Origin of the sequence: Pseudomonas glycinae, from assembly GCF_001594225.2 — a bacterium.
Lineage (GTDB): Bacteria > Pseudomonadota > Gammaproteobacteria > Pseudomonadales > Pseudomonadaceae > Aquipseudomonas > Aquipseudomonas glycinae.
Window position 1 is genome coordinate 2,885,453 of the sequence record NZ_CP014205.2, and the last position, 20,481, is coordinate 2,905,933.

At 60.9% G+C, this 20,481-nt stretch carries 19 protein-coding genes; 8 read left to right on the forward strand and 11 right to left on the reverse strand.

Annotated features, from left to right (window positions below):
* Positions 1–12 precede the first annotated feature (12 nt).
* The gene (locus tag AWU82_RS13040; RefSeq protein WP_223290698.1) at positions 13–1,953 is read left to right on the forward strand and encodes a BCCT family transporter; all 1,941 of its coding nucleotides are present in this window, start codon (positions 13–15) and stop codon (positions 1,951–1,953) included.
* A gap of 210 nt (positions 1,954–2,163) precedes the next feature.
* Here AWU82_RS13040 and choV read toward each other — a convergent pair whose 3' ends face one another.
* From choV to AWU82_RS13055, 3 genes are all read right to left on the reverse strand, one after another.
* Positions 2,164–3,342, reverse strand: a complete 1,179-nt coding sequence (choV, locus tag AWU82_RS13045; RefSeq protein ID WP_064380211.1) for a choline ABC transporter ATP-binding protein — start codon at positions 3,340–3,342, stop codon at positions 2,164–2,166.
* On the reverse strand, positions 3,339–4,184 hold the full coding sequence (gene choW, locus AWU82_RS13050) for a choline ABC transporter permease subunit (protein WP_064380213.1): 846 nt from the start codon (positions 4,182–4,184) through the stop codon (positions 3,339–3,341). The genes choV and choW overlap by 4 nt, the downstream gene beginning before the upstream one ends.
* 77 nt (positions 4,185–4,261) lie before the next feature.
* Positions 4,262–5,212 (reverse strand): choline ABC transporter substrate-binding protein, encoded by a 951-nt coding sequence (locus AWU82_RS13055; protein ID WP_064380214.1) that lies wholly within the window; start codon positions 5,210–5,212, stop codon positions 4,262–4,264.
* Positions 5,213–5,646: 434 nt separating this feature from the next.
* Here AWU82_RS13055 and AWU82_RS13060 point away from each other — a divergent pair, with 434 nt between their 5' ends.
* On the forward strand, positions 5,647–7,023 hold the full coding sequence (locus AWU82_RS13060) for an L-serine ammonia-lyase (protein WP_064380216.1): 1,377 nt from the start codon (positions 5,647–5,649) through the stop codon (positions 7,021–7,023).
* A 667-nt stretch (positions 7,024–7,690) separates the two neighbouring features.
* Complete coding sequence (gene gbdR, locus AWU82_RS13065) at positions 7,691–8,794, forward strand: choline metabolism transcriptional regulator GbdR (RefSeq protein WP_011336300.1); 1,104 nt, start codon at positions 7,691–7,693, stop codon at positions 8,792–8,794.
* Between the two features lie 125 nt (positions 8,795–8,919).
* Here gbdR and AWU82_RS13070 read toward each other — a convergent pair whose 3' ends face one another.
* From AWU82_RS13070 to choX, 6 genes are all read right to left on the reverse strand, one after another.
* Positions 8,920–9,183: a hypothetical protein gene (locus AWU82_RS13070; RefSeq protein WP_064380218.1), complete on the reverse strand. Its 264-nt coding sequence runs from the start codon at positions 9,181–9,183 to the stop codon at positions 8,920–8,922.
* 273 nt (positions 9,184–9,456) lie between these two features.
* Complete coding sequence (locus tag AWU82_RS13075; protein WP_064380219.1) at positions 9,457–10,620, reverse strand: gamma-butyrobetaine dioxygenase; 1,164 nt, start codon at positions 10,618–10,620, stop codon at positions 9,457–9,459.
* 24 nt (positions 10,621–10,644) lie between these two features.
* Positions 10,645–11,121 carry a thioesterase family protein gene (locus AWU82_RS13080; RefSeq protein ID WP_064380221.1) on the reverse strand — a complete coding sequence of 159 codons (477 nt, stop codon included), beginning with the start codon at positions 11,119–11,121 and terminating at the stop codon, positions 10,645–10,647.
* A 55-nt stretch (positions 11,122–11,176) separates the two neighbouring features.
* Positions 11,177–12,142, reverse strand: a complete 966-nt coding sequence (locus AWU82_RS13085; protein ID WP_011336297.1) for an L-carnitine dehydrogenase — start codon at positions 12,140–12,142, stop codon at positions 11,177–11,179.
* A gap of 140 nt (positions 12,143–12,282) precedes the next feature.
* Complete coding sequence (gene cdhC, locus AWU82_RS13090; protein ID WP_064380223.1) at positions 12,283–13,170, reverse strand: 3-dehydrocarnitine:acetyl-CoA trimethylamine transferase CdhC; 888 nt, start codon at positions 13,168–13,170, stop codon at positions 12,283–12,285.
* A 75-nt stretch (positions 13,171–13,245) separates the two neighbouring features.
* On the reverse strand, positions 13,246–14,190 hold the full coding sequence (gene choX, locus AWU82_RS13095) for a choline ABC transporter substrate-binding protein (protein WP_064380226.1): 945 nt from the start codon (positions 14,188–14,190) through the stop codon (positions 13,246–13,248).
* 193 nt (positions 14,191–14,383) lie between these two features.
* On the opposite strand from choX, the gene AWU82_RS13100 reads away from it, so the two are divergent.
* Both AWU82_RS13100 and AWU82_RS13105 read left to right on the forward strand, forming a co-directional pair.
* Entirely contained in the window at positions 14,384–15,328 is a 945-nt protein-coding gene (locus AWU82_RS13100; RefSeq protein ID WP_011336294.1) for a GlxA family transcriptional regulator, read from the forward strand.
* A gap of 68 nt (positions 15,329–15,396) precedes the next feature.
* The gene (locus AWU82_RS13105) at positions 15,397–16,569 is read left to right on the forward strand and encodes an ATP-binding protein (RefSeq protein WP_064380227.1); all 1,173 of its coding nucleotides are present in this window, start codon (positions 15,397–15,399) and stop codon (positions 16,567–16,569) included.
* Here AWU82_RS13105 and AWU82_RS13110 read toward each other — a convergent pair whose 3' ends face one another.
* On the reverse strand, positions 16,570–16,986 hold the full coding sequence (locus AWU82_RS13110) for a DUF3010 family protein (RefSeq protein ID WP_007959772.1): 417 nt from the start codon (positions 16,984–16,986) through the stop codon (positions 16,570–16,572).
* Positions 16,987–17,247: 261 nt separating this feature from the next.
* On the opposite strand from AWU82_RS13110, the gene AWU82_RS13115 reads away from it, so the two are divergent.
* Complete coding sequence (locus tag AWU82_RS13115) at positions 17,248–18,213, forward strand: tyrosinase family protein (protein ID WP_064380229.1); 966 nt, start codon at positions 17,248–17,250, stop codon at positions 18,211–18,213.
* A 45-nt stretch (positions 18,214–18,258) separates the two neighbouring features.
* On the opposite strand, the gene AWU82_RS13120 is transcribed toward AWU82_RS13115, so the two are convergent.
* Positions 18,259–18,660, reverse strand: a complete 402-nt coding sequence (locus AWU82_RS13120; protein WP_064380231.1) for a lysozyme inhibitor LprI family protein — start codon at positions 18,658–18,660, stop codon at positions 18,259–18,261.
* Between the two features lie 234 nt (positions 18,661–18,894).
* Between AWU82_RS13120 and AWU82_RS13125 the strand changes: the two genes are divergently transcribed.
* Both AWU82_RS13125 and AWU82_RS13130 read left to right on the forward strand, forming a co-directional pair.
* Positions 18,895–19,872 (forward strand): dipeptidase, encoded by a 978-nt coding sequence (locus tag AWU82_RS13125; RefSeq protein WP_007959776.1) that lies wholly within the window; start codon positions 18,895–18,897, stop codon positions 19,870–19,872.
* Between the two features lie 77 nt (positions 19,873–19,949).
* The gene (locus AWU82_RS13130) at positions 19,950–20,480 is read left to right on the forward strand and encodes a DUF5943 domain-containing protein (RefSeq protein ID WP_007926354.1); all 531 of its coding nucleotides are present in this window, start codon (positions 19,950–19,952) and stop codon (positions 20,478–20,480) included.
* The last annotated feature ends 1 nt before the right edge of the window (position 20,481 follow it).

Sequence of the window (20,481 nt, forward strand, 5' to 3'; positions counted from 1 at the left end):
GTCAACGGTTGGGTGTTCTACACCTCTACCGCGCTGATTCTGTTGTTGACCGCCATTCTGATCATCGCCCCGCAAGAGGCCGGCAGAATGCTGGGAGTGGCTCAGGCCTGGTTGTCCCGCAGCTTCGGCTGGTACTACATGGTGGTGATCGCCGCTTACCTGGTGTTTGTGGTGGGCCTGGCGTTTTCCTCCTACGGCAAACTCAAACTGGGTAGCAAGGACGACACCCCGGACTTCAGCTACGGCGCCTGGGCCGGGATGCTGTTCTCGTCGGGTATCGGTATTTCGCTGCTGTACTTTGGCGCCTCCGAGCCGCTGGATCACTACTTCAATCCGCCGGAAGGTGCGTCCGCGACCAACATGGCGGCACGTCAGGCGGTTCAGCTGACCTTCCTGCACTGGGGCCTGCACGGCTGGGCGATCTACGCGCTGGTCGGTCTGGCCGTGGCCTATTTCGCTTACCGTCATAACCAGCCGCTGGCCCTGCGTTCGGCGCTGTACCCGCTGGTGGGCGAGCGTTGGGTCAAGGGCGCAGCCGGTCATGCGGTGGACGGCTTCGGCATGTTCGTGACCCTGCTGGGTCTGGTGACCAACCTGGGGATCGGCTCGCTGCAAGTGTCCTCGGGCCTGGAAAACCTGTTCGGCATGGAACACAGCAACACCAATCTGCTGATCGTGATCATCGTGATGAGCACCGTGGCGACCATCGCTGCCGTGTCCGGTGTGGAAAACGGCATCCGTCGTCTGTCCAACCTCAACATCATCCTGTTCAGCGGCCTGCTGATTTTCGTTCTGCTGTTCGGTCCGACCCTGCACTTGCTCAACGGCTTCGTGCAGAACATCGGCGACTACCTCAACGGCGTGGTGCTGAAGACTTTCGACCTGTACGTCTATGAAGGCGACAGCGAGAAATCCGACCGCTGGCTGGGCCTGTGGACGCTGTTCTACTGGGCCTGGTGGATTTCCTGGGCCCCATTCGTCGGCATGTTCATCGCGCGGATTTCCCGTGGTCGTACCGTGCGTGAACTGGTGGCTGGCGTGTTGCTGATTCCGCTGGGTTTCACCTTGGCGTGGCTGTCGATCTTCGGTAACTCGGCGCTGGATCTGGTGATGAACCAGGGCGCGGTGGAACTGGGCAAGACGGCGCTGGAACAGCCGTCGATGGCGATCTATCAGTTGCTGGAACACTACCCGGCGTCGAAAGTCGTGATCGGTGTTTCGATCTTTGTTGGTTTCGTGCTGTTCCTGACCCCGGCCGACTCCGGCGCGGTGATGATGGCGAACCTGTCCTGCAAGGGCGGCAACGTCGACGAAGATGCCCCGCACTGGCTGCGGATCTTCTGGTCGGTCGTGATCACGCTGGTAACCATCGGCCTGCTGTTCGCCGGTAACTTCGAAGCCATGCAGACCATGGTGGTGCTGGCCGGTCTGCCGTTCTCGGTGGTGCTGGTGTGCTTCATGTTCGGCTTGCACAAGGCGATGCGCCAGGACATGCAGATCGAACAGGAGCAGGCGCAACTGGCCGAACGCGGTCGTCGTGGTTTCAGCGAGCGCCTGACCCAGCTGGATCTGCAACCGAGCCAGTCGGTGGTTCAGCGCTTCATGGACAAGCACGTCAGCCCGGCACTGGAAGATGCCGCTGCGCAAATGCGTGCACAGGGTCTGGAAGTGCAGACGCTGCTGGGCAAGTCCAAGCGCTGCATGGGCGTGAGGGTCGAGATGGAAGAGGGCAACCCTTTTGTCTACGAAGTGAGCCTGGACGGCTACCTGGCGACCCCGAGCGAGTCGGTCCAGTCCGATGAAGCGCGCCAGCGTTTCTACCGCGCCGAGGTGTACCTGCACAACGGCAGCCAGGACTACGACCTGATGGGCTTCACACAGGATCAGATCACACGCGATGTGCTCGATCAGTTTGAAAGCCATCGGCAGCTCCTTGGCCGGGTGTATAGCTGAGTTGTAATTCAGGATCGTTCCCACGTCGAGGCGTCGAACCGTCTGCGTGGGAATGCCTCAAGGGACGCTCCGCGTTCCAGCCACGCTGCCGATTTCACGCTTGGCACCAATGGGACGCGGAGCGTCCCGGGCTGCATTCCCACGCAGAGCGTGGGAACGATCAAAACAAAAACGCCGCGATCTCTCGCGGCGTTTTTGCATCTGTACTCTTTACCCCAGGTTCTTGCCGAGCAGTGCGTGATACAGCTCGCTGTCCCCGAGAATCCCCACCACATGGTTGTTGTCGTGAAGCACGAGTTTGTTGCCGGTCTGGTAACGGATCTGCAACGCGTCGCGCATGCCGATGTTCGAGTCCACCAGCGTCGGTTTGCGCTCCAGCCCTTCCACGGCTTGTCCCGGCGCCCAGTTCTGCAGGTTCAGCACCGAACCGTTTTGCCGCGCACCTTTGATGGTGTTGCCTTCGGCCAGATCCAGCCACGAATCGCCGCCCGGATCCAGGCATACCGAACCGTTGATGCGTTTGCAGTTGTCCAGGGTGCGCATCAGGCTGCGACCGCACAGCACGTTCAACGGGTTGGTGTGGGCGACGAAGGTGCGCACGTAATCGTCCGCCGGGTTGAGCACGATCTCTTCCGGCACGCTGTACTGGATGATCCGGCCGTCTTTCATGATCGCGATGCGACTACCCAATTTGAGCGCTTCGTCGAGGTCGTGACTCACGAACACGATGGTCTTGCTCAGCTTGCGTTGCAGTTCCAGCAGTTCATCCTGCAGGCCCTGACGGATCAGCGGGTCGAGGGCGGAAAACGGCTCGTCCATCAGCAGAATGTCGGCGTCCATCGCCAGTGCGCGGGCCAGGCCGACACGCTGCTGCATGCCGCCGGACAGCTCGTTGGGCTTCTTGTTGCGCCACTGGGTCAAGCCCACGAGCTCAAGCTTGTCGTCGACCAGTTTGCGGCGTTCTTTCTCGGGGCGGCCCTGCATTTCCAGACCGAAGCTGATGTTTTCGCGCACGGTCAGCCAGGGCATCAGGGCGAATTTCTGGAACACCATCGCAATGCGCTTGGTGCGCATCATTTTCAGTTCGGCAGGGCTGCAGGACGCGATGTCGATCTGCTTGCCTTCGTGCTCGACGAACAGCTTGCCGCGGCTCACGGTGTTGAGGCCGTTGATGCAGCGCAGCAGGCTGGATTTTCCGGAGCCGGACAGGCCCATCAGTACACAGATCTCGCCCTTCTCGATATCCAGGCTGGCCTTTTCAACGCCGACAATCTGCCCGGTCTTTTTCAGGATCTCGTTACGGGTCATGCCCTGATCCAGCAGCTTGAGCGCCTCGCGTGGATCCCTGGCGAAGATAACGTCAACGTTATCGAAGCGAATAATGCTCATGCGTCACCCCCTACTTTGGCGTCGGGTTGTTTGCAGATACGGTCGAGCATGATCGCCAGCAGTACGATCGCCAGGCCCGCTTCGAAGCCCAGGGCGATATCAGCAGTGTTCAGTGCGTTGACCACCGGTTTGCCGAGTCCGTCGGCGCCCACCAGTGCCGCGATCACCACCATCGACAGCGACAGCATGATGCACTGGGTGATGCCGGCAGCGATGCTCGGCATGGCGTGAGGCAGTTCGATCCGTGAAAGCAGTTGGCGACGCGAGCAGCCGAAGGCCTTGCCGGCGTCCATCAGTTCTTCCGGGACATCGCGGATGCCCAGGTAGGTCAGGCGGATCGGCGCGGCGATGGCGAACACCACCGTCGAGATCAGGCCCGGCACCACGCCCAGCCCGAAGAGGGTCAGGGTAGGAATGAGGTAAACGAAGGTCGGTACGGTCTGCATCAGATCGAGTACCGGCCTCATCAAAGTGTAGAACATCGGTTTGTGCGCGGCGACGATGCCCAGCGGCACGCCGATGACCACGCAGACCAGGGTCGCGAACATGACCTGGGCGAGGGTTTCCATGGTTTCCTGCCAGTACCCCAGGTTGAGGATCAGCAGGAAGGAGGCGACCACGAACGCGGTCAGGCCCCATTTGCGTTGAATGAAGTGGGCCAGCAGGGCGATGAGGCCGATCAGCACCAGCGGGTTGAACCAGGTCAGCGCAAACGTCACGCCGTGGATCATCGTTTCCAGTGTCACGGCGATTGCGTCGAAGGTGTTGGCGCCGTGTTGCGTCAACCATTCAACGAAGCCCGCGATGTACTGGCCTAAAGGGATTTTCTGATCAATCAGCATGGTAGTGAACGTCCGCATGCAAGGAAATAAACAGCCCGGACGGCTTAGGCCGTCCGGCATAAGCGATGCTCTCTAATTTAAGGCTGGTTGAGTTTGGCTTTCACGGCCTCCAGGCCTGGTTTACCGTCAATGGTGGTCACGCCAGCGAGCCAGGTATCGAGCACCTGTGGATTCTTTTTCAGCCAGGCCTTGGCGGCCGCGTCAGGCTTCATCTTGTCGTCCAGGATGTTGCCCATCAGTTCGCTTTCCATGTCGACGGTGAACTCCAGGTTTTTCAGCAGCTGACCAACGTTGCTGCATTCCTCGGCGTAGCCCTTGCGGGTGTTGGTCGCCACGGTGGCGGCGCCGAAATCCGGGCCGAAGAAATCGTCACCACCGGTCAGGTACTGAATCTTGAAGCGCTTGTTCATCGGGTGCGGTGCCCAGCCCAGGAACACCACGGCGGTGTCGCGTTTCTGTGCGCGGTCGACCTGCGACAGCATGCCCGCCTCGCTGGACTCGACGACCTTGAAGCCGGCGTCTTTCAGGCCGAAGGCGTTCTTGTCGATCATGCTCTGGATCAGACGGTTGCCGTCGTTGCCCGGCTCGATCCCGTAGATCTTGCCGTCGAGTTCTTTCTTGAATTTGGCGATGTCGGCGAAGTCGTGCAGGCCCTTGTCATACAAGGCTTGCGGAACGGCGAGGGTGTACTTGGCGCCCTTGAGGTTGGTGCGCACGGTTTCCACGGTGCCGGCGTCGCGGTAGGCCTTGATGTCGTTTTCCATGGTCGGCATCCAGTTGCCGAGGAACACGTCCATGTTCTTGCCGTCGGCCAGCGACTTGTAGGTCACGGGTACGGAAATCATGGTGGTCTTGGTCTTGTAGCCGAGGGCCTGAAGCACGACGGAGGTGGTGGCGGTGGTTGCGGTGATGTCGGTCCAGCCGACATCGGAGAAGTTCACGGTACTGCACTGCGCCGGTTCTGCGGCTTGAGCCAGTAACGGCAGACTCAGCATGGCGGCCAACAACAACGACGGGGAACCTTTCATGAATGGACTCCTTGGTGTTTTTTTTGGCAGTGTTCCGATTGGACCACCGCACTTATGGGTTGCGGTTGGATGGCGTTCTGGAGACAGCTCTACCGCAGCGCCTTGCAATCGAGTCGATACGATCATGTACCAGTGAAAATCTGACGCCTACAGGGTGCGTCGTATCCAGTACAGGGATGGTCGCATCCAGTGTCAGTGACGTCGTTTACAGCTTTTTTCTGCCCTTTCTGGCCATCTGAACCGCATAAAAACGGCGAAAACACGGGCTGAAACCGGCACGGCGTTGGTGGGCATGAGTACGTCGGTGTCAGACGCCGAGCGACCCGGGAAAAGCCTGATGATGCGGGCATTCCGGCGGATCGCAGCTTGAGCGTAGCAGCTCCGCCAGCGGGCGTTTCACGCCCCGGACCGGCACTCTCAGGAGCTCTGCAGCAATGGCTATCAGCGTTTTCGACCTGTTCAAAATCGGCATTGGCCCTTCCAGTTCCCACACCGTCGGGCCCATGCGCGCCGCCGCCCTGTTCGTCGAGTCGTTGCGCGACAAATATCTACTGGAGCAGGTGCGCCGCATCGAGGTGCAGCTGTTCGGCTCGCTGTCGGCCACCGGTGTCGGTCACGGCAGCGACAACGCGGTGATCATGGGCCTGATGGGCGAGTGGCCGGACGCGATCGACCCGTCGCAGATCGGCCCGCGGATTCAGGCCCTGCGCGAAACCCACACGCTGTTGCTCGACGGTCGTTTGTCGGTGCCCTTTATATGGGGCCGGGACATGCGCCTGATCGACGAGAACCTGCCGTTCCATCCCAACGCCATGACCCTGGTTGCCGAAGGCGATCACGGCGAGCTGCATCGCGACACCTACTATTCGGTCGGCGGCGGTTTTGTGGTGGACGAGGCGCAAGCCTCCAGCGGTGTGGTGGATCTGGATCGCACCGAGTTGCCTTACGATTTTTCCAGCGCGGTGGAGTTGCTGGAACTGTGCAAGACCCACAACCTGCGCGTGGCCGAATTGATGATGGCCAACGAAAAGGTCTGGCGCAGCGAAGAGGAAATCCGCGCCGGGCTGATGAAACTCTGGCGGGCGATGCAGGATTGCGTCGAGCAGGGCCTCAAGCACGAAGGCATCCTGCCCGGCGGCCTCAACGTGCGCCGCCGCGCGGCGAAGTTGCACCGCAGCCTTCAGGAATTGAACAAGCCCAACGTGATCGGCTCGACCCTCAGCGCGATGGAGTGGGTCAACCTGTTCGCCTTGGCGGTGAACGAGGAAAACGCCGCCGGCGGGCGCATGGTCACGGCACCCACCAACGGCGCCGCGGGGATCATTCCGGCAGTGCTGCACTACTTCATGAAATTCAGCGAGGCGGTGACCGACGCCAACGTGGTCGATTACTTCCTCGGCGCCGCAGCGGTGGGGATTCTGTGCAAGAAGAACGCCTCGATCTCCGGCGCTGAAGTCGGCTGTCAGGGTGAAGTCGGTTCGGCCTGTGCTATGGCGGCGGCAGGGCTGGCGGAAATCCTCGGCGCGAGTCCTGAGCAGTTGTGCAACGCGGCGGAAATCGGCCTCGAACACAACCTCGGCCTGACCTGCGATCCGGTGGGTGGCCTGGTGCAAGTGCCGTGCATCGAGCGCAATGCGATTGCGGCGGTGAAGGCGATCAACGCGGCACAGATGGCGTTGCGCGGGGACGGTCAGCACTTTATTTCGCTGGACCGGGTGATCCGCACCATGCGCGATACCGGCGCCGACATGCATGACAAATATAAAGAGACATCGCGGGGCGGGTTGGCGGTCAGCGCGGTGGAATGCTGATACCTGGTCGCCCCAATCGCTGGCAAGCCAGCTCCCACAGGGTTTTGAGGTGTTACCAAAATAGCAGCAACACCAAACAAACTGTGGGAGCTGGCTTGCCAGCGATGAGGCCGCGGTTGAATGTTGAGTCAGTAAATCTGAGGTGTGGCCTTCGCGAGCAAGCCCGCTCCCACATTCGATCGCATTCCGGCAGAGGAACCCGCTCAATTGTGGGAGCTGGCTCGCCAGCGATGAGGCCGGACCAGTCAAAACTGCGCGTTAAGTGCACACCGGAATCAAAACGCGCCACCTTTTGGCGCGTCGTTATCAGATAAGAGCCTTTCCCACCTCCAGCGCCTGATTCGAAGGCGCTACCGTCCGTCACCTGTGCCTGCGGTGACACTGTAGGACAATCGTGCGCAGGCCAGTTCCCACAAGTGCTACCGATTTGCTCACACGCTCCGGGGCAGGGCATTCGCGGCCGCTGATGGCACTTCGAATCACCTCTCATCGGAGCGCTTGTATAGACGCGTCGCGACGTCGTTTTCAGGAGTTATTGAACAGCCATTCAATTTTAGGCATGGCAATTGCTCTGTCATAACAAAGCCCGTCTCACGCAAGAGAACGATGGCGATAACAAGAGCCTCCGCCTGAGGCCATCACCCGCTTTGTGTGAGGAGATACCGCGATGACGTCGTTCAACTCCGGGGCTCAACCCCAGAACCGTGCGCCTCAATCCATCGGCTTTCTGCTGCTGGACAATTTCACGCTGATTTCCCTGGCATCCGCAGTCGAACCCCTGCGCATGGCCAACCAGTTGTCCGGTCGCGAGCTGTATCGCTGGACCACCCTCACTGTCGATGGTGGCCAGGTCTGGGCCAGTGACGGTCTGCAGATCACCCCCGACGCCTCCATGCACAAAGCCCCGGCCCTCGACACCGTCATCGTGTGCGGCGGGATCGGCATTCAGCGCACGGTTACCCGTGAACACGTGTCCTGGCTGCAAAGCCAGGCGCGTCAGTCGCGCCGCCTCGGTGCGGTGTGCACCGGCAGTTGGGCCCTGGCCTGCGCCGGCCTGCTCGACGGCTTCGATTGCAGCGTGCATTGGGAATGTCTAGCGGCGATGCAGGAAGCGTTTCCTCGCGTTGCGATGAGCACCCGTCTGTTCACCCTCGACCGCAACCGTTTCACCAGCTCCGGTGGTACCGCACCGCTGGACATGATGCTGCACCTGATCAGCCGCGATCACGGTCGTGAACTGTCAGCCGCGATTTCCGAGATGTTCGTCTACGAACGCATCCGCAACGAACAGGATCACCAGCGCGTGCCGCTCAAGCACATGCTCGGCACCAACCAGCCGAAACTGCAGGAAATCGTCGCGCTGATGGAAGCCAACCTGGAGGAGCCGATCGACCTCGACGAACTGGCGGTGTACGTCGCCGTGTCCCGTCGCCAGCTCGAGCGCCTGTTCCAGAAATACCTGCACTGCTCGCCGTCGCGCTACTACCTCAAGCTGCGCCTGATCCGTGCGCGGCAACTGCTCAAGCAGACGCCGATGTCGATCATCGAAGTGGCGTCGGTCTGCGGGTTTGTGTCGACGCCGCACTTCTCCAAGTGCTACCGCGAATACTTCGGCATTCCGCCGCGTGACGAGCGCGTCGGCTCCAACACCACCCAGCAGGTGGCGATGATGCCGCTGCCGCAGGCCATCGTGATGTCGCCGCTGTCCGGGCCGATGTCGGCGCTGAGTCAGGCACGCAACGAATCCACATTCGCCAGTGTAAGGCTCTGATAAGTATCGTTCCCACGCTCTGCGTGGGAACGCAGCCCGGGACGCTCTGCGTCCCAAAAGGCCGGACGCGGAGCGTCCGTTGAGGCATTCCCACGCAGAGCGTGGGAACGATCAGGTGAGCAACGTCAGGCGCTATGGGTTTGTTGGTATTGCGCCAATGCCGGCAACAATTGTTTGTCGATGGCCTGACGCACTGCAGGCTGGATGCTGGCGCCGCTGGTGTACATGTCCTTGACCATCTTGCGCAGTTCAAAGGCGCGAACGTTATCCAGACCGCGCACCGCATACTCACAGGCCTGCTCGGCAGTTGAACCGCCCGGCACTTGAAAACCCAACGACTTGAGCTGGCCCAACAGGTCTTCCTGATCGATCAAATCGGCATACATCATGACGCGAATCCTTCTTCGGCAACGGAGGTCGTGGCTCGATTCTGGTAGGCATGCCCAGGCACGGCAAGGGCGATTTGTCGCAGTGGCCGCGACGGCTATGAACAGGTCGTTTTCGGCTAACTTGCCGGCAAGGGGAGTGGGCACACTGGCCTCAGCTTGCTTCACGAAGGTTTGGTCACCCTCGCCACGGCAGCTCCTCAACAGTACCCTCGCCCCGATCCTGTCACGGCTTGTATCGGGGCTTTTTTTGCCTGCGAATTACGATGATACGGTCTAGCGCTGCAACACCAGAATCCGCGACAGCAGCTCATCCCGGTCGATGTAGCAGCCCTGAAAATGTCGGGCCCCGGTGGCTGGGTCGAACGCATTGCGTGCGTGCAGGGTGCGGCGGTTGTCGAAGCACCACAGCTCGCCCGGATTGAGCCGCTGCATGACCCGGAAACGTGGCTCGCGGGTCATGGCGATGAAGCGTCGGTAAGCGCGATACAGCAGGGGCATCTGCTCCACGGACGTGTCGAACGCGCCGCGCAGGAAGTTGGCCATGCGGATTTCCGCGACCCGGCCCAACGCGTCCAGGGCGATGATCGGCGCCAGGCAGCGATAGTCGCTGTGGCGGTCCTTGTTGCGAAACTCCACCGGGATCTCGCACAGGGCCTTGAATGATGCGGGATCTTCCTGACGCAACGCTTCGGCAATCGCAAAACCGTCGACGAAAATACTCTCGCCACCCTCGGCGTCGTTCACCAGGCAATGCAGAAATTGCAGCCCCGGTTGCAGCTCGCGGGTCGGCAGGTCGGTGTGCAATGGCAGGTTGAAAGCGGTGTAGGCATTGCTGTCGGCGTCGGCCTTGGATTGCACGTTGAACAGCACGCCGAAGTTGCTCTCGCGGATGAACGAAATGCGCTGGGCGATCAGCTTCAGCGAGCCGGGTTCGGTGGGTACGCCGCGCACTTGAGTCAGGCCGATGTCGCGCACTGCCAGCAACCATTGCAGCAGTGCGGCGTTGTCGTTCATCAGGGCTGCATAGTCGAACACCGGCAACTGCAAATCGCCGCGCCACAGGAAGGGTTTCGGCTTGGCGGCGAGGCGTTCGGCGCGGGATTCATCATCGTAGGCGTGGGCGCGCAACCAGCCGGCATCGAAGCGGCTGAGGTGGTCGTCCTGCCAGTCGATGCGCAGGCAGCCATCGGTGTCGATGTGAACCGCGGATGGCGTCAGGTCGGGAGCCGCATCGATGATCTCGAACACCTGCTCACGCGTGACGCTGTAGACGCACTGCGGACACGGACAGTTGTCACGCAGCCACACGTGGTGGAACGGGCTGACACGCCCGTCGGCCCATTCGATCAGGACGCGATCCGCCAGGTTCTGCACGCCGTTCAGCGCGCTGATCAACGGATAAGTACGGAAATCGGCAACTGCAGCGGCGGTTTGCATGGCGGCTCCTTGTGAGGGACGGATTTACCGGGCTGGGGGCAGGGCGATGACCCGGCCGATGTAAGCGGGAGCGGGCAGATCGGCCTGCTCGGCGACGATGGCTTGCAGACGGCCCAGGGTGTCCGGGGTAAACGGCGCGGAACGTGGCCCGGCCAGATCGACGTGCAGCAGCATCTGTTCGTTGCCGGCCAGCTCCTTGTCACCGCCGGCCAGGTGCAGGCTGTGATAGAGGTGCAGGCGTTTCTGGTCGTGGCCGATGATCTGCGTGCGCACTTCGACTTCGGCGTCGAGCTTCACTTCGTGCAGGTAGTTGAGGTGCAGTTCGAGGGTGAACAGCGAGTGTCCGCTGGCTTCGCGGTTGTTGCTGTCCATGCCGAGGCGATCCATCAGGGCGTCGGTGGCGTAGCTGAAAATCAGCAGATAGAAGGCGTCGCGCAGGTGGCCGTTGTAGTCGACCCAGTCGGGGATGATGCGGGTTTGGTAGGTGGTGAGGGTGGGCATGTTTATCTCCAGACACGAGCGTTCCCACGCTTTGCGTGGGACGCTCAATATGCGATTACTCGCTGAAACTCATTCCATGCTTTTCTTTGGTGGTCTTCACCGCCTCAAGCACCGCCAGCAGGCAATCATCACGATAGCGTTCCAGCGCCGAAATACTGTGCCGGCCCAATTGATCGCTGGTGCCATCCACCACATCGTCGATCAACTTGTCGGTCAGCTCCGGCGCCGGCAGGTATGTCCACGGCAACTGCAACGCCGGGCCGAACTGCGACATGAAGTGGCGCATACCAGCATCGCCACCGGCCAGGGTGTAAGTCAGGAACGTGCCCATGAACGACCAGCGCAGGCCAGCGCCAAAGCGGATCGCATCATCGATTTCACCGGTGGTCGCCACCCCGTCGTTGACCAGGTGCAGCGCCTCGCGCCACAGCGCTTCGAGCAGGCGGTCGGCGATGAAGCCCGGCACTTCCTTGCGCACATGCAGCGGTCGCATGCCGAGGGATTCGTAGACTTTCATCGCGGCCTGCACGGCTTCGGGCGCGGTGTTCTTGCCGCCGACCACTTCCACCAATGGCAGCAGGTAAACCGGGTTGAACGGGTGACCGACCACGCAACGTTCCGGGTGAGTCGAACTCTCGTAGAACTCGCTTGGCAACAGACCCGAGGTGCTGGACCCGATCAGGGCATTCGGCTTGGCTGCCGCACTGATTTTGCTGTGCAGATCCAGTTTCAGTTCGAGGCGTTCCGGGGCGCTTTCCTGGATGAAGTCCGCATCGCGCACGCATTCTTCAATGGTTGCGACAAAGCGCAGGCGATCCTGCGAGGCGCCGGGCGCCAGACCGTTTTTCTCCAGCGCGCCCCAGGCGTTGGCCACGCGTTTGCGCAGCGCCGCTTCGGCACCCGGCGCCGGGTCCCAGGCCACCACGTCGAGGCCGTGGGCGAGGGCGCGGGCGACCCAGCCGCTGCCGATGACGCCGCTGCCCAGTGCTGCGAAGGTTTTGATTTCGGTGATAAAGCTCATGGTCATGTCCTAAAGAGTTCGCAGAACCCTGTGGGAGCGGGCTTGCCCGCGATAGCGTCGGTACTACCGAAAAAATCTGTCGGTAGAAAAAACCTCATCGCGGGCAAGCCCGCTCCCACAGGATCAGAGGTGAATTCGAATCAGCCGCGCTGGGTCAGGCCCATCTTCTTGCGACCTTCAGCCGGGGTCAGCACGCGGGCGCCGAGGCGGCTGAGGATCTCTGTGGCGCGTTCGACCAGTTGGCCGTTGGTCGCCAGCACACCTTTGTCCAGCCACAGGTTGTCTTCCAGACCGACCCGCACGTTGCCGCCGAGCAGCACCGCTTGCGCGGCCATCGGCATCTGCATCCGGCCGATGCCGAACCCGGCCCACACCGCGTCGGCAGGCAGGTTGTCGACCATGGCTTTCATGGTGGTGGTGTCGGCCGGCGCGCCCCACGGGATGCCCAGGCACAGCTGGAACAGCGGATTGTCGAGCAGGCCTTCCTTGATCATCTGTTTGGCGAACCACAGGTGGCCGGTGTCGAAAATCTCCAGCTCCGCCTTCACGCCCAGCTCGGTGATGCGCTTGGCACCGGCGCGCAGTTGGGCCGGGGTGGAGACGTAAATGGTGTCGCCGTCGCCGAAGTTCAGGGTGCCGCAATCCAGGGTGCAGATTTCCGGCAGCAGTTCTTCGACGTGGGCCAGACGGGTCAGCGGGCCGACCAGGTCGGTGTTCGGGCCGAACTCCATCGGGTTCTCGCCCGGGCCGATTTCCAGGTCGCCACCCATGCCGGCGGTGAGGTTGACGATGATGTCGACGTCGGCTTCGCGGATACGCTCCATGACTTCGCGGTACAGCGCCACGTCGCGGCTGAACTTGCCGGTCTGCGGGTCACGAACGTGACAGTGCACGACCGTGGCGCCGGCCTTGGCTGCTTCTACTGCGGCAGCGGCGATCTGTTTCGGGGTGACCGGCACGTGTGGGCTTTTGGCGGTCGTGTCGCCAGCACCGGTGAGTGCGCAGGTGATGATGACGTCGTGATTCATGGTGCGTTTTCCTTCAGGCGTGATGGGTCTGTTCGCAGCCCGTGGCAGGCTGCGAAGTGGTTCGTTCGTTGCGGTTTATTTGCTGGTGAGCTGGAGGTTTTCAGCCGCCGGTTTGCCATCGAAGGTGGTGACGCCTTCGAGCCAGCGCTGTTTGTCCTGCGGGTGATCCTTGAGCCATTGTTTGGCTGATTCGAAAGCGTCCTTGTGATCGAGCAGCGGCTGCATCATCCGGCTCTCGTCTTCGGCGGTGAACGTCAGGTTGCTCAGCAGGCGGCTGACGTTCGGGCATTGTTCGGCGTATTTCGGCGCAGTGACGGTCCACACGGTGGCCATACCTTCGTTCGGGCCGAGGGCGTCATCGCTGCCGGTCAGATAAGTCATCTGCACGTTGACGTTCATCGGGTGCGGTGCCCAGCCGAAGAACACCACGGCTTCCTTGCGGCGGACGGCGCGATCGACGGCGGCGAGCATGCCGGCCTCGCTGGATTCCACGAGCTGGAACTTGCCGAGGCCAAACTGGTTCTTGGCGATCATCGCCTTGATCTGGGTGTTGGCGCCCGAGCCAGGCTCGATGCCGTAGATCTTGCCGCCCAACTCTTTTTCAAACTTGGCGATGTCGGCGAAGGTTTTCAGGCCCTTGTCCGCCAGATAGGTCGGCACGGCGAGGGTGGCGCGGGCGTCCTTGAGACTTGGCGCTTCAAGCACCTTGACCTGGTTGGCCTCGACGAACGGGGTGATGGTCTGGGTCATCAGCGGGTTCCAGTAGCCGAGGAACAGGTCCAGACGCTGGTCGCGGATCCCGGCAAAGACGATCTGCTGGGAGGCGCTGGTCTGTTTGGTGCTGTAGCCGAGGCCGTCGAGCAGAACCTGGGCCATGGCGCTGGTGGCGATCACGTCGGTCCAGTTCACCACGCCCATGCGCACGTTCTGACACGATGGGGAATCGGCCGCCATGACACTGGCGCTTAAAAACGCGGTACCGCTGAGTGCGAGAACACAGCTGCTGATCAGTCGTTTCATGTCGGGTTCCTCGGCAGGTCGTTATTGTGGGGCCCGGCATCTGTCGTGCCGGTGATGCTCAAATTACGCAGCAATGCCCCCGCAAAAACGCACTGCGGCGACCAGCTCTTGCACTGCAGCGACCTGTGCTCTTGAATGCCGCCGACAACTGGCGTATCAACGTTGCACGCTACCCGCGATTCGAGTGCGCGCCATGTCCCAGGATTTCTACTTTCTGTTGATGCCGGGTTTTTCCGCCATCGGTTTCATCTCTGCGATCGAACCGCTGCGGGTGGCCAACCGCTTTCGCGGCGAGCTGTACCGCTGGCACGTCTTGAGTGCCGATGGCGGGGCGGTGCTGGCGAGCAACGGGATGTCGGTCAACGCCGATGCGGCGCTGGAGCCGCTGAAGAAAGGGGCGACGCTGCTGGTGGTCGCCGGTTTCGAGCCGCTGAAATTCGCCACCCCGGCGCTGGAGCACTGGCTGCGACGGCTGGACAACGAAGGCGTGACCCTCGGCGCCATCGACACCGGCAGTTTCGTCCTCGCCGAGGCCGGCTTGCTCGATGGTCATCGCCTGACCCTGCACTGGGAGGCCATCGACGCCTTCAAGGAATCTTATCCACAGCTCAGCGTCACCCAGGAGTTGTTCGAGATCGACCGTCGGCGCATCACTTCTGCCGGCGGCACCGCGTCCATCGACCTGATGCTCGACCTGATTGCCCAGGCCCACGGCCCGCAACTGGCGATCCAGGTCAGCGAGCAGTTTGTATTGGGGCGGATTCGTCCGCGCAAGGACCACCAGCGCATGGAAGTTGCCACGCGTTACGGCATCAGCAACAAGAAGCTGGTGCATGTAATTGGCGAGATGGAACAGCACAGCGAACCGCCGCTGACCACTTTGGAACTGGCGGAATCGATCAAGGTGACTCGCCGACAACTGGAGCGGTTGTTCCGTCTGCACCTGAACGACACACCGAGCAATTTCTATCTGCGCCTAAGACTGGAAAAGGCCCGACAGCTGCTGCGCCAGACCGACATGAGCGTGCTGGAAGTCAGCATTGCCTGCGGATTTGAATCACCGTCGTATTTCACTCGCAGCTACCGGGCGAAGTTTGCCCGGTGTCCACGGGAGGACCGGCGACGGGAGGCCGTTTGACGGACGATTATAGTTAATTATACTTCCAGGTATAAATTACAGTCGTTTGAATAATTGAGTGTAAAACCATGTCCCGAAACAACGGCTTCGTTTTCCGCCGCCCCGCTCTGGCCCGCAGCGTTGCCGATGGTCTGGTGGGTGCAGGTCTGCAGGATTTCACCTCCGGCCTGTTTCTGGCAGCGCCGCGTCGCACCGGCAAAAGTACCTTTCTGCGCGAGGATCTGATCCCGGAATGCCAGGCCCGAGGCTGGCTGACGGTTTACGTCGACCTGTGGGCCGACAAGGAAAAAGACCCTGCTGACCTGATCGCCAGTGCCATTGCAGGCGCGTTGGTCCCCTTCGAAAAGGGCATTCGCAAACTGGCGAAGAATATCGGCATCGAAAAACTCAGCTTTGTGCGCACCTTGTCCTGGGATTTCACCAAGCCGCAACTGCCGGTCGGCGCGACCCTGACGCAAGCACTGGAACTGCTCCACAGCGCCGCCGAAAAATCCGTAGTGCTGGTGATCGATGAGGCCCAGCACGCGCTCACCACCGCCGCAGGCATCAACGCGATGTTTGCCCTGAAGGCTGCACGGGATCAGCTCAACCAGGGACGGGAAGGCGAGGGCAGCGGTTTGCATCTGGTGTTCACCGGTTCCAATCGCGACAAACTCGCGCACCTGGTGCTGGGCAAGAGCCAACCGTTCTTCGGCTCGAGCATCACGCCCTTTCCGCTGCTGGGGAAAGAGTTCACCCAGGCGTACACCTTGCACCTCAACGCCCATCTGGCCGAGACCAACCAGTTCAGCGCGGCTGATATCGACGACGCCTTTGAATTGGTGGGGCGACGCCCGGAAATGTTGCGCACCATCATCGGCGAAGTCGCGCTGGAGCTGGGCGAGGCCAGCAATCTGGGGCAACTGCTGCAAAGCCGTGCCGAATTGTTGCGCGCAGGCGTATGGACCGAGTTCGAGAGCGCGTGGAACGCTCTGACAATTCCTCAGCGCGCCGTGCTGGAGGTGATGGTGGAGCGCTCACAGAACAACGAGCCCTTTGCACCGTTCACTGACAGCACGCTCATGGCGGTCGGCAAGGCACTGGAAAACATGGGCAGCGACGTGGTGCCGGGCACCCAGACCATTCAGGCCTGCATCGATGCCCTGCGCGACAAGGAACTGGTGTGGAAGTCGAGCCGTGGTGGCTATGCGCTGGAAGACAAGTCCTTCGGCGACTGGCTGAGCGCACGTAAAGCGCGCTAGCTACTTCTTCACCAATGCCGAGCACGCTGCCTTGTAGGCTTCATGCTGATACTTGTTCAGCGTGCCTGGCAGCTCGAAATTGTGCTTCTTGGCCTGGGCATTGATCGTCTGCGGTGACAGCAGCGTCACCTCGCAACCGTCCAGCAACTGAAACACGCCCTCGATCTTGAACGTGGTCGGCCCACCGGCGAATTCACCCTTCTTGCTGCGTTTCTTGATCGCGATGCGATCGATGGAGTTCTCGCGCACGAACGACGCCACCTGAGCGGCGAACAGCTTCACGTTGGCCGCCTCGTCGTCATCGTCCAGCGCGATTTTCTTGGTGTTCAACGCGACATGGCTCAGCACCGAACCGTCGAGGGACGCCACGGCGATGATCGCTTCACTGCCTTTGATTTCGATACCGCAGATGTTCATGTGAATCCCCTGATTGGCTGAAGAGGTGCAGCTTACAGCTCAAGCTGGTTGGCGGTGATGCCAAATGCCGCTGCAATCTTCGCGCAAGTAGCCTTGCACCGGCGCTCGGTTAGGGCAACGCCGAATTTCCGTTTGTCGGATACAGCCCGCTACCTGTTATTTCTGACAGTAGATCCTTATCGACATTGCTTCGAAGATTGATGCGAGGGCCATCACCGGCTCTGAACCCAAGAACAACTGTTCCGGCAAAGGAGTCGCACAATGATCGTCAGGAAAGAAATTCGCTCGCACACAGCCTTCGAGCGGGCCGCATTCATCAACTGTCTGCTCACCCTCAAGCGTAATGGGGGGTACGACAAATATGTGCACTGGCATCACCAAGTGATGAAACCCACTGTGCATCCTTGGGAACCGCAAGATCCTGAGTATCGAAACGGAGCCCACCTCGGCCCGGCATTTCTGCCATGGCATCGAGAAATGTTGATGCAGTTCGAGGCGGACTTGCGTGCGATTGATCCTCAAGTGACTCTGCCGTATTGGGACTGGACTCAGGACACGTTTGATCCGACAAACTCACCCGTCTGGAGTGATGAATGGATGGGCGGTAATGGCAGCCCAGGTGATCATGATCGAGTACAGAACGGGCCTTTTGCTCACCAGTACGGAAACTGGCCGGTTCCGGCCTACCCGGAAAACGGTGAGACGGAACCTGGTCTCAAGCGTCAGTTCGGCGTTCTTGTGACCTCGCTTCCGACGTCTGCAGACGTAGACATGGCGATGCGAGAGTGGTTGTACGACACGCCGCCTTACGATTCCGGCCCATACACCAGGGGATTTCGCAATCGACTGGAGGGGTGGATCACGCAACGAGGTGATCCTCAGGTCACAACCCCGGGTTCGCAGCTGCACAACCGTGTCCATCTGTGGATAGGGGGCAACATGTTGGCCATGACCTCCCCTGAAGATCCGGTGTTCTTCCTGCACCACTGCAATATCGACAGGATCTGGGCGAATTGGCAGGCACAAATGGCGCTGGACAATCCGCAATGGGCTCCGCATTACACGCCGATCAGTGGTGGGCCACCCGGTCATAACCTTGATGACACGCTGGCGCCATGGACGAGAACCGTCAGACACGTCATGGACATCCGCGCGTTGGGTTATGAATACGCGCCCATCCCGTCGTTGCAGAAGCGTCCCTTCAAGTCGCCTTTCATGGCGTCATGAGAATGGGGTGTCATCGTTCCTGCCCGATTCGTGCGGGAACGCTCCTCACTCCTGCCCGATCGACTCCAAAAACTCCGACCGCTCGTCACTCATCCGCGCCACGCAATCATTCTGCGCAATCTTGAACGCTTTGCTGCCGTCCGTCGCCGGGAAGGCTTCAACGGCGCAGTCGGCGTCGCGGGTTTTCAGCCATTGTTGCTGGGCGGCCTTGATTTTGGCGGTGATGTCGGCCAGTTGCGCCGGGTTCTTGCCGTAGGTGGTCTGCATGCGCTCGTTCAGGCTGGCGTAGTTGTCCTTGAGCAGGTCCTCGGCGGTGGTGCGGCTGTAGGTCGAGCATTCCAGGGTCTGGATGTCGTTTTCCACCGCGTCGCACGGGTTGTTGTCGGACTCTTCGGCGGCGTGTACGCCGGTCGCAATCAGGGCCAGGGCCAGGAAGATCGATTTCATTGATGTCGCCGCTCTAATCCAGTGGTGTTTCCGGGATGCGGCAGATTCTGGCTCAAGCTCGCGGGCTTGAACAGGTGGCCGGTCGGACCGGTTGGCGACCCTTTGTCGCGGATTGACGCTTTCGGCAATTCCCCTGTCGTTTTTGCACCCGGCTGGTCGCGCACCGAGGCATATGCTGGCCCCAAAGCGCCGGCAGACGATTCGGCGCATGAATCGCCAATAAGGGGACGCCTGATGAGCCCAGCCGAATTACACGCCGACAGCATCGTTATCGACGGTCTGATCATTGCCAAATGGAACCGCGAGCTGTTCGAAGACATGCGCAAGGGCGGTCTGACGGCGGCCAACTGCACCGTGTCGGTGTGGGAGGGCTTTCAGGCCACGGTCAACAACATCGCCGCCAGCCAGAAACTGATTCGTGAAAACAGCGACCTGGTGATCCCCGTCCGCACCACCGCCGACATCCGCAAGGCCAAGGAGCAGGGCAAGACCGGCATCCTCTTCGGCTTCCAGAACGCCCATGCGTTCGAAGACCAGATCGGTTATGTCGAGGTGTTCAAGCAGCTCGGCGTCGGCATCGTGCAGATGTGCTACAACACCCAGAACCTGGTGGGCACCGGTTGCTACGAACGTGACGGCGGCCTGTCGGGTTTCGGTCGCGAAATCGTCGCCGAGATGAACCGTGTCGGCGTCATGTGCGACCTGTCCCACGTCGGCTCCAAGACCTCCGAAGAAGTCATCCTCGAATCGAAAAAACCGGTCTGCTATTCCCACTGCCTGCCGTCGGGGCTGAAAGAGCACCCGCGCAACAAGTCCGATGAAGAGCTGAAGTTCATCGCTGACCACGGCGGTTTCGTCGGCGTGACCATGTTCGCGCCGTTCCTGGCCAAGGGCATCGATTCGACCATCGACGACTACGCCGAAGCCATCGAATACACCATGAACATCGTCGGCGAAGACGCCATCGGCATTGGCACCGACTTCACCCAGGGTCACGGCCAGGACTTCTTCGAATACCTGACCCACGACAAGGGCTACGCCCGCCGTCTGACCAACTTCGGCAAGATCATCAACCCGCTGGGCATCCGCACCGTCGGCGAGTTCCCGAACCTGACCGAAACCCTGCTCAAGCGCGGCCACTCCGAGCGCGTGGTACGCAAGATCATGGGCGAAAACTGGGTCAACGTCTTGAAAGACGTTTGGGGCGAGTAAGCCGCCGCTTCCCGAATACTTTCCCCCGGCCGTCCGCGCCGGGGGCAACACCAAAATTTTTCTGGAGTTAAGTTTCCATGGCCAAGATCGCCCCGCAATTGCCAATCGAAGTCGACAGCGAGACCGGTGTCTGGACCTCCGACGCCCTGCCGATGCTGTACGTGCCGCGCCATTTCTTCGTCAACAACCACATGGGCATCGAGGAAGTGCTGGGCGCTGACGCCTATGCCGAAATCCTCTACAAGGCCGGCTACAAATCCGCCTGGCACTGGTGTGAAAAAGAAGCCGAGTGCCACGGTCTGGAAGGCGTCGCGGTGTTCGAACACTACATGAAGCGCCTGTCGCAGCGCGGCTGGGGCCTGTTCAAGATCCAGGACATCGACCTCGACAAAGGCACCGCCAGCGTCAAGCTCGAACACTCGGCGTTCGTCTACGTCTACGGCAAGGTCGGGCGCAAGGTCGACTACATGTTCACCGGGTGGTTTGCCGGTGCCATGGACCAGATCCTCGCCGCTCGCGGCAGCAAGATCCGCACCGTGGCCGAGCAGGTCTACGGTGGCTCCGAAGAAGGCCACGACGACGGCCTGTTCACCGTCAAGCCGTTGTAAG

Excerpts from the sequence above, each read along its gene's own strand:
- choX (WP_064380226.1), bottom strand. The coding sequence starts at position 14,190 with ATGAAACGACTGATCAGCAGCTGTGTTCTCGCACTCAGCGGTACCGCG.
- cdhC (WP_064380223.1), bottom strand. The coding sequence starts at position 13,170 with ATGAATCACGACGTCATCATCACCTGCGCACTCACCGGTGCTGGCGAC.
- AWU82_RS13120 (WP_064380231.1), bottom strand. The coding sequence starts at position 18,660 with ATGAAATCGATCTTCCTGGCCCTGGCCCTGATTGCGACCGGCGTACAC.
- AWU82_RS13115 (WP_064380229.1), top strand. The coding sequence starts at position 17,248 with ATGATCGTCAGGAAAGAAATTCGCTCGCACACAGCCTTCGAGCGGGCC.
- AWU82_RS13070 (WP_064380218.1), bottom strand. The coding sequence starts at position 9,183 with ATGATGTATGCCGATTTGATCGATCAGGAAGACCTGTTGGGCCAGCTC.
- AWU82_RS13055 (WP_064380214.1), bottom strand. The coding sequence starts at position 5,212 with ATGAAAGGTTCCCCGTCGTTGTTGTTGGCCGCCATGCTGAGTCTGCCG.
- AWU82_RS13080 (WP_064380221.1), bottom strand. The coding sequence starts at position 11,121 with ATGCCCACCCTCACCACCTACCAAACCCGCATCATCCCCGACTGGGTC.
- AWU82_RS13130 (WP_007926354.1), top strand. The coding sequence starts at position 19,950 with ATGGCCAAGATCGCCCCGCAATTGCCAATCGAAGTCGACAGCGAGACC.
- AWU82_RS13060 (WP_064380216.1), top strand. The coding sequence starts at position 5,647 with ATGGCTATCAGCGTTTTCGACCTGTTCAAAATCGGCATTGGCCCTTCC.
- AWU82_RS13100 (WP_011336294.1), top strand. The coding sequence starts at position 14,384 with ATGTCCCAGGATTTCTACTTTCTGTTGATGCCGGGTTTTTCCGCCATC.
- AWU82_RS13105 (WP_064380227.1), top strand. The coding sequence starts at position 15,397 with ATGTCCCGAAACAACGGCTTCGTTTTCCGCCGCCCCGCTCTGGCCCGC.
- AWU82_RS13110 (WP_007959772.1), bottom strand. The coding sequence starts at position 16,986 with ATGAACATCTGCGGTATCGAAATCAAAGGCAGTGAAGCGATCATCGCC.
- AWU82_RS13085 (WP_011336297.1), bottom strand. The coding sequence starts at position 12,142 with ATGAGCTTTATCACCGAAATCAAAACCTTCGCAGCACTGGGCAGCGGC.
- choW (WP_064380213.1), bottom strand. The coding sequence starts at position 4,184 with ATGCTGATTGATCAGAAAATCCCTTTAGGCCAGTACATCGCGGGCTTC.
- AWU82_RS13075 (WP_064380219.1), bottom strand. The coding sequence starts at position 10,620 with ATGCAAACCGCCGCTGCAGTTGCCGATTTCCGTACTTATCCGTTGATC.
- choV (WP_064380211.1), bottom strand. The coding sequence starts at position 3,342 with ATGAGCATTATTCGCTTCGATAACGTTGACGTTATCTTCGCCAGGGAT.
- AWU82_RS13125 (WP_007959776.1), top strand. The coding sequence starts at position 18,895 with ATGAGCCCAGCCGAATTACACGCCGACAGCATCGTTATCGACGGTCTG.
- gbdR (WP_011336300.1), top strand. The coding sequence starts at position 7,691 with ATGACGTCGTTCAACTCCGGGGCTCAACCCCAGAACCGTGCGCCTCAA.